The sequence below is a fragment of the Streptomyces sp. TRM64462 genome (assembly GCF_013362995.1).
Lineage (GTDB): Bacteria > Actinomycetota > Actinomycetes > Streptomycetales > Streptomycetaceae > Streptomyces.
Genome location: NZ_JABWDV010000207.1, coordinates 1 through 5510, shown reverse-complemented (window position 1 = coordinate 5510; position 5510 = coordinate 1). Strand labels below are relative to the sequence as shown.

Below are 5510 nucleotides of genomic sequence, written 5' to 3'. Positions count from 1 at the left end.
CTACAGGCGGGTGCCGCCCCGGCCTACAGGCGGGTGCCGCGGCCGCCTTCAGGCGAGCGGGTGCCGCCCCCACCTCCAGGCGGGTGCCGCACGGCCTTCAGGTGGGCGCCGCCGCCCTACAGGCGGGGGTCGACCGGTTCGGATTCCAGGGCGAGGACGGCGAAGACCGCCTCGTGGACGCGCCACAGGGGTTCGCCGTCGGCCAGGCGGTCCAGGGCCTCCAGGCCCAGGGCGTACTCGCGGACGGCGAGCGAGCGCTTGTGGCCGAGGGACCGGGAGCGCAGCCGCTCAAGGTTCTCCGGCCGGGTGTACTCGGGGCCGTAGATGATCCGCAGGTACTCGCGGCCGCGGCACTTGATGCCGGGCTGCGCCAGGCGGCCCTGGCCGTCCCGGGCGAGCGCCTCCAGCGGCTTCACGACCATGCCCTCGCCGCCGCGGCCGGTCAGCTCCAGCCACCAGTGGACGCCGTCGCGCACGGACGCCTCGTCGCCCGTGTCGACGAACAGCCGGCGCGTGGTCCTGAGCAGGCCCGTCGTGTCGTGCTCCACCAGGCGGTCGAGCAGCGCGAGCTGCCGGTCGTGCGGGACCGCGGCGAGGCTGCGGCCGCGGGAGGCCAGGATCTGGAACGGCGCGAAGCGCACACCGTCCAGGCCGTCCGTGGGCCAGCAGTAGCGGCGGTACGCCTCCGTGAACGCGGCGGCGTCGGCGGCCCGCCCGCGCTGCCGGTCCAGCAGTCCGGCCACGTCCACACCGCGGGCCGCGGCCGCCTCCAGGGCGGCGACGGCACCCGGGAACGCGGCGGACGAGGCGGCGCCCACGGCGGCGTACTGGTTGCGCAGCAGACCGGTGGCCTTCAGTGACCACGGCATCAGCTCGCCGTCCAGGAGCAGCCAGCTCGTGTCGAGCTCGTCCCACAGGCCCGCCGCCGATATCGCCGCGCGGATCCGGCCGAGGACCTCCTCGGTGGTGGCCTCGTCGGAGAAGAACGGGCGGCCGGTGCGGGTGTAGAGGGAGCCCGTCGCGCCCTGCACGCCGAAGTGCTCACGCGCCGCGTCGGCGTCGCGGCACACCAGGGCCACGGCACGCGAGCCCATGTGCTTCTCCTCGCACACGACGCGCGTGATGCCGTCGGCGGCGTACGCGGCGAACGCCTCCGCCGGGTGCTCCAGGTACCCGTCGAGCCGGGACGTCGCCGTGGGCGCCATGGTCGGCGGCAGGTACGGCACGAGGCGCGGGTCGACGGCGAAGCGGCTCATGACCTCCAGGGCCGCCGCTGCGTTCTCCTCGCGCACGGCGACGTTGCCCGCGAGGCGGGTGCGCACGACGCGGCGGCCGTGCACGTCGGCCAGGTCCAGGGGGCGGCCCTGGTGGCCGCCGGGCGCCTCCGACGCGAGCGGCTTCACCGGCTCGTACCAGACCTTCTCGGCCGGGACGTCGACCAGTTCACGCTCGGGCCAGCGCAGCGCCGTCAGCCTGCCGCCGAACACGGCACCCGTGTCCAGGCAGATGGTGTTGTTGATCCACGACGTGTTCGGCACGGGCGTGTGGCCGTACACGACGGTCGCGCGGCCGCGGTACTCCTCGGCCCACGGGTAGCGCACGGGCAGCCCGAACTCGTCGGTCTCGCCGGTCGTGTCGCCGTACAGGGCGTGCGAGCGGACGCGGCCCGACGTGCGGCCGTGGTACTTCTCCGGCAGACCGGCGTGGCACACCACGAGCCGGCCCTCGTCCAGCACGTAGTGGCTGACGAGGCCCGCGATGAACTCCCGTACCCGCTCGCGGAAGGCGTCGTCCTCGCGCTCCAGCTGCTCGACGGTCTCGGCGAGGCCGTGGGTGTGCTGGACTTTGCGGCCGGACAGCCAGCGGCCGAGCTTGTTCTCGTGGTTGCCGGGCACGCACAGCGCGTTCCCGGACGCCACCATGTCCATGACGCGGCGCAGCACGCCCGGGCTGTCCGGGCCGCGGTCGACGAGGTCGCCCACGAACACGGCGGTACGCCCCTCGGGGTGCCGGCCGTCCTCGTAACCCAGCTTGGCCAGCAGGGTCTCCAGCTCGGAGCTGCACCCGTGGATGTCGCCGATGATGTCGAACGGGCCGGTCAGGTGCCGCAGGTCGTTGTAGCGGCGCTCCCGCACCACCTCGGCCGCCTCGATCTCCGCGACGCTCTTCAGGACGTGCACCTTGCGGAAGCCCTCGCGCTCCAGGCCGCGCAGCGAGCGGTGCAGTTCGCGGCGGTGCCGCTTGATGACGTGCCGGGGCATGCCGGCCCGGTCGGGGCGGGCCGCGTTGCGGGCGGCGCACACCTCCTCGGGGACGTCCAGGACGATGGCGATGGGCAGCACGTCGTGCTCCCGGGCCAGCCGCACGAGCTGGCGGCGGGCCTCCGGCTGCACGCTCGTCGCGTCGATCACCGTCAGCCGGCCGGCGGCCAGCCGCTTCCCGGCGATGTAGTGCAGCACGTCGAACGCGTCACCCGACGCGGTCTGGTCGTTCTCGTCGTCGGCGACCAGGCCGCGGCAGAAGTCCGACGAGACGACCTCGGTGGGCTTGAAGTGCTTCCGTGCGAACGTCGACTTGCCGGAGCCGGTGGCGCCGACGAGCACGACGAGGGACAGATCGGTGACGGCCAGTCGACGGGACTCCGTCACAGCGGCGGCTGCGCTGGTCATGCGACCTCCCCCTCCTTCGTGGACGCGGTCGTGGTGGCGGTCAGGGTGAACACGGCCATCTGCGTGGGCGGCCCCACCTCGGGGTCGTCGGGTCCGACGGGTGCGAACTCCACGGCGTAGCCGTGCCGTTCGGCGACCTCCGCCGCCCAGGCGCGGAACTCGGCGCGCGTCCACTCGAAACGGTGGTCGCCGTGGCGTACGTGCCCGGCGGGCAGGGACTCCCAGCGCACGTTGTACTCGACGTTCGGCGTCGTCACGAGGACGGTGCCCGGCCGGGCGGCGCCGAACACGGCGTACTCCAGGGCGGGCAGCCGCGGCGGGTCGACGTGCTCGACGACCTCGCTGAGGACCGCCGCGTCGTACCCCTGGAGCCGCTTGTCCGTGTACGTGAGCGAGCCCTGCAGCAGCTTCACGCGCGCCGACTGCCGCTCGCCCATCCGGTCGAGGCGCAGCCGCCGCGCGGCGATCGACAGCGCCCGTACGGACACGTCGACGCCGACGACCTCCGTGAACCGGACGTCCTTCAGCAGTTCCCGCACGAGCTGGCCCTGCCCGCAGCCCAGGTCGAGCACCCGCTGGGCGCCCGCCGCGCGCAGCGCGGCGAGGATCGCCTCACGGCGCCGCACCGCCAGCGGAACGGGACGCTCCTCGGTGTCCGTGGACTCGTCGACCGCGTTGTCGATCTCCTCGACCTCGGTGTCGTCCGCCGCGGCCAGCCGCGCCAGCTCCAGCCGTTCCATCGCCTCACGCGTCAGCGACCAGCGGCGCGCCAGATAGCGGCTGGTGATCAGCTTCTGCTCCGGATGCCCGGCCAGCCAGCCCTCACCGGCCCGCAGCAGTTTGTCGACCTCGTCCGGTGACACCCAGTAGTGCTTGGCGTCGTCCAGCACCGGCAGCAGCACATACAGATGCCGCAGCGCGTCCGCCAGCCGCCGCTCGCCCTCCAGGACCAGCCGCACGTACCGCGAGTCGCCCCACTCGGGGAACCGCTCGTCCAGCGGCACCGGCTCCGCGGTCACCGCCCAGCCCAGCGGCTCGAACAGCTTCCGCACCAGCTCGGCCCCGCCCCGCGCGGGCAGCGCCGCCACCTCCACGCGCAGCGGCAGCGCGGCCTCCGCCAGGCCCGGCCGGGCCGCGCACTGCCCCTTCAGGGCGCTGGAGAACACGCTGCCCAGCGCCACGGCGAGCAGCGACGACGCCGCGTACGGCCGGTCGTTGACGTACTGGGCCAGCGCCGTGTCGGGTCCCTGGCCGCGCCCGGCGCCCTTGCCGCCCTTGCCGCGCCGCACCAGCGCGATGGGATCCACCTCCAGCAGCAGCGCCGCCGTGCACCGCTCGGCGGAGGCCTCGGGGTAGAGCACATGGGCCGTGCCGTGCGAGGTGGAGAACGCCTGCGCGCGATCGGGATGCTTGTGCAGCAGAAAGCCAAGGTCGGTCGCGGGGCGTTCGGGGGAACCGGTCGTACTGATCGTCAAGAACACGCGTCCGAGTATCCCGGCGGCGGAGCACCCGATCCATCGCATTTACCGGGCAGGATGGGGGAATGGGATTCCATGTCGATTCCGAGACCGGGCGGCTGCGCCGCGTCATACTGCACCGCCCCGACCTGGAGCTGAAGCGGCTCACGCCCACCAACAAGGACGCGCTGCTGTTCGACGACGTCCTGTGGGTGCGCCGGGCGCGGCAGGAGCACGACGGGTTCGCCGACGTCCTCAGCGACCGCGGGGTGGAGGTGTACCTCTTCGGCGATCTGCTGCGGGAGACCCTGGACCTGCCCGCGGCGCGCAAGCTCGTCCTGGACCGGGTCTTCGACGAGAAGGAGTACGGGCCGCTCGCCACGGACCATCTGCGCGCCGCGTTCGACGCGCTGGACACGTCGGACCTGGTCGAGGCGCTGGTGGGCGGCATGACCAAGCGGGAGTTCCTCGCCGGGCACAGCGAGCCCACGTCGGTCCGCTTCCATGTCATGGACCTGGACGACTTCCTGCTCCCGCCGCTCCCCAACCACCTCTTCACGCGCGACACGTCCACGTGGATCTACGACGGGGTGTCGATCAACCCGATGCGCTGGCCAGCCCGGCAGCGCGAGACCGTCCACTTCGAGGCCATCTACAAGCACCACCCGCTGTTCACCGGGCCCGAGGCCGGAACGTTCCACCACTGGTCGGAGGGGCAGGACGACTACCCGTCCACCATCGAGGGCGGTGACGTACTGGTCCTCGGCAACGGCGCCGTGCTGATCGGCATGAGCGAACGCACCACACCGCAGGCCGTCGAGATGCTGGCGCGCGGCCTGTTCGCGGCCGGGTCCGCGCGCACCATCGTCGCCCTGGACATGCCGAAGCGGCGGGCGTTCATGCACCTCGACACGGTGATGACGATGGTGTCGCCCGACACGTTCACGCAGTACGCGGGGCTCGGCATGCTCCGCTCGTACACCATCGAGCCGGGCGAGCACGGGCAGGCGCTGAAGGTGACCGACCATCCCGCCGAACACATGCACCGCGCCATAGCGTCGGCACTCGGCCTCCCGTCGATCCGGGTCCTGACCGCGACCCAGGACGTGCACGCGGCGGAGCGCGAGCAGTGGGACGACGGCTGCAACGTCCTCGCCGTCGAGCCGGGCGTCGTCATCGCGTACGAGCGGAACGTCACGACGAACACGCATCTGCGGCGGGAGGGCATCGAGGTCATCGAGATCCCCGGCAGCGAACTGGGCCGGGGGAGAGGCGGCCCCCGCTGCATGAGCTGCCCGATCGAACGGGACGCCGCGTAGGCAGCGCCCGGCACACCGGGCGGGTGCCGGTGTGCCGGGCACGGGCCGGTGTGCCGGACGCCGGT

The 5510-nt window shown here is 73.0% G+C and carries 3 protein-coding genes; 1 reads left to right on the top strand and 2 read right to left on the bottom strand.

Translation table 11 applies throughout. The features are described from left to right. Positions 1-116 precede the first annotated feature (116 nt). Positions 117-2669, bottom strand: a complete 2553-nt coding sequence (locus HTZ82_RS09460) for a polynucleotide kinase-phosphatase (protein WP_175408868.1) — start codon at positions 2667-2669, stop codon at positions 117-119. Then, complete coding sequence (locus HTZ82_RS09455; protein WP_175408867.1) at positions 2666-4150, bottom strand: 3' terminal RNA ribose 2'-O-methyltransferase Hen1; 1485 nt, start codon at positions 4148-4150, stop codon at positions 2666-2668. Before HTZ82_RS09455 ends, HTZ82_RS09460 begins: the two co-directional genes overlap by 4 nt. A gap of 62 nt (positions 4151-4212) precedes the next feature. On the opposite strand from HTZ82_RS09455, the gene HTZ82_RS09450 reads away from it, so the two are divergent. Next, positions 4213-5445 (top strand): arginine deiminase, encoded by a 1233-nt coding sequence (locus tag HTZ82_RS09450; RefSeq protein ID WP_175408866.1) that lies wholly within the window; start codon positions 4213-4215, stop codon positions 5443-5445. Positions 5446-5510: the final 65 nt, after the last annotated feature.

Coding starts and splice junctions, on each gene's coding strand:
- HTZ82_RS09450 (WP_175408866.1), top strand. CDS start 4,213: ATGGGATTCCATGTCGATTCCGAGACCGGGCGGCTGCGCCGCGTCATA.
- HTZ82_RS09460 (WP_175408868.1), bottom strand. CDS start 2,669: ATGACCAGCGCAGCCGCCGCTGTGACGGAGTCCCGTCGACTGGCCGTC.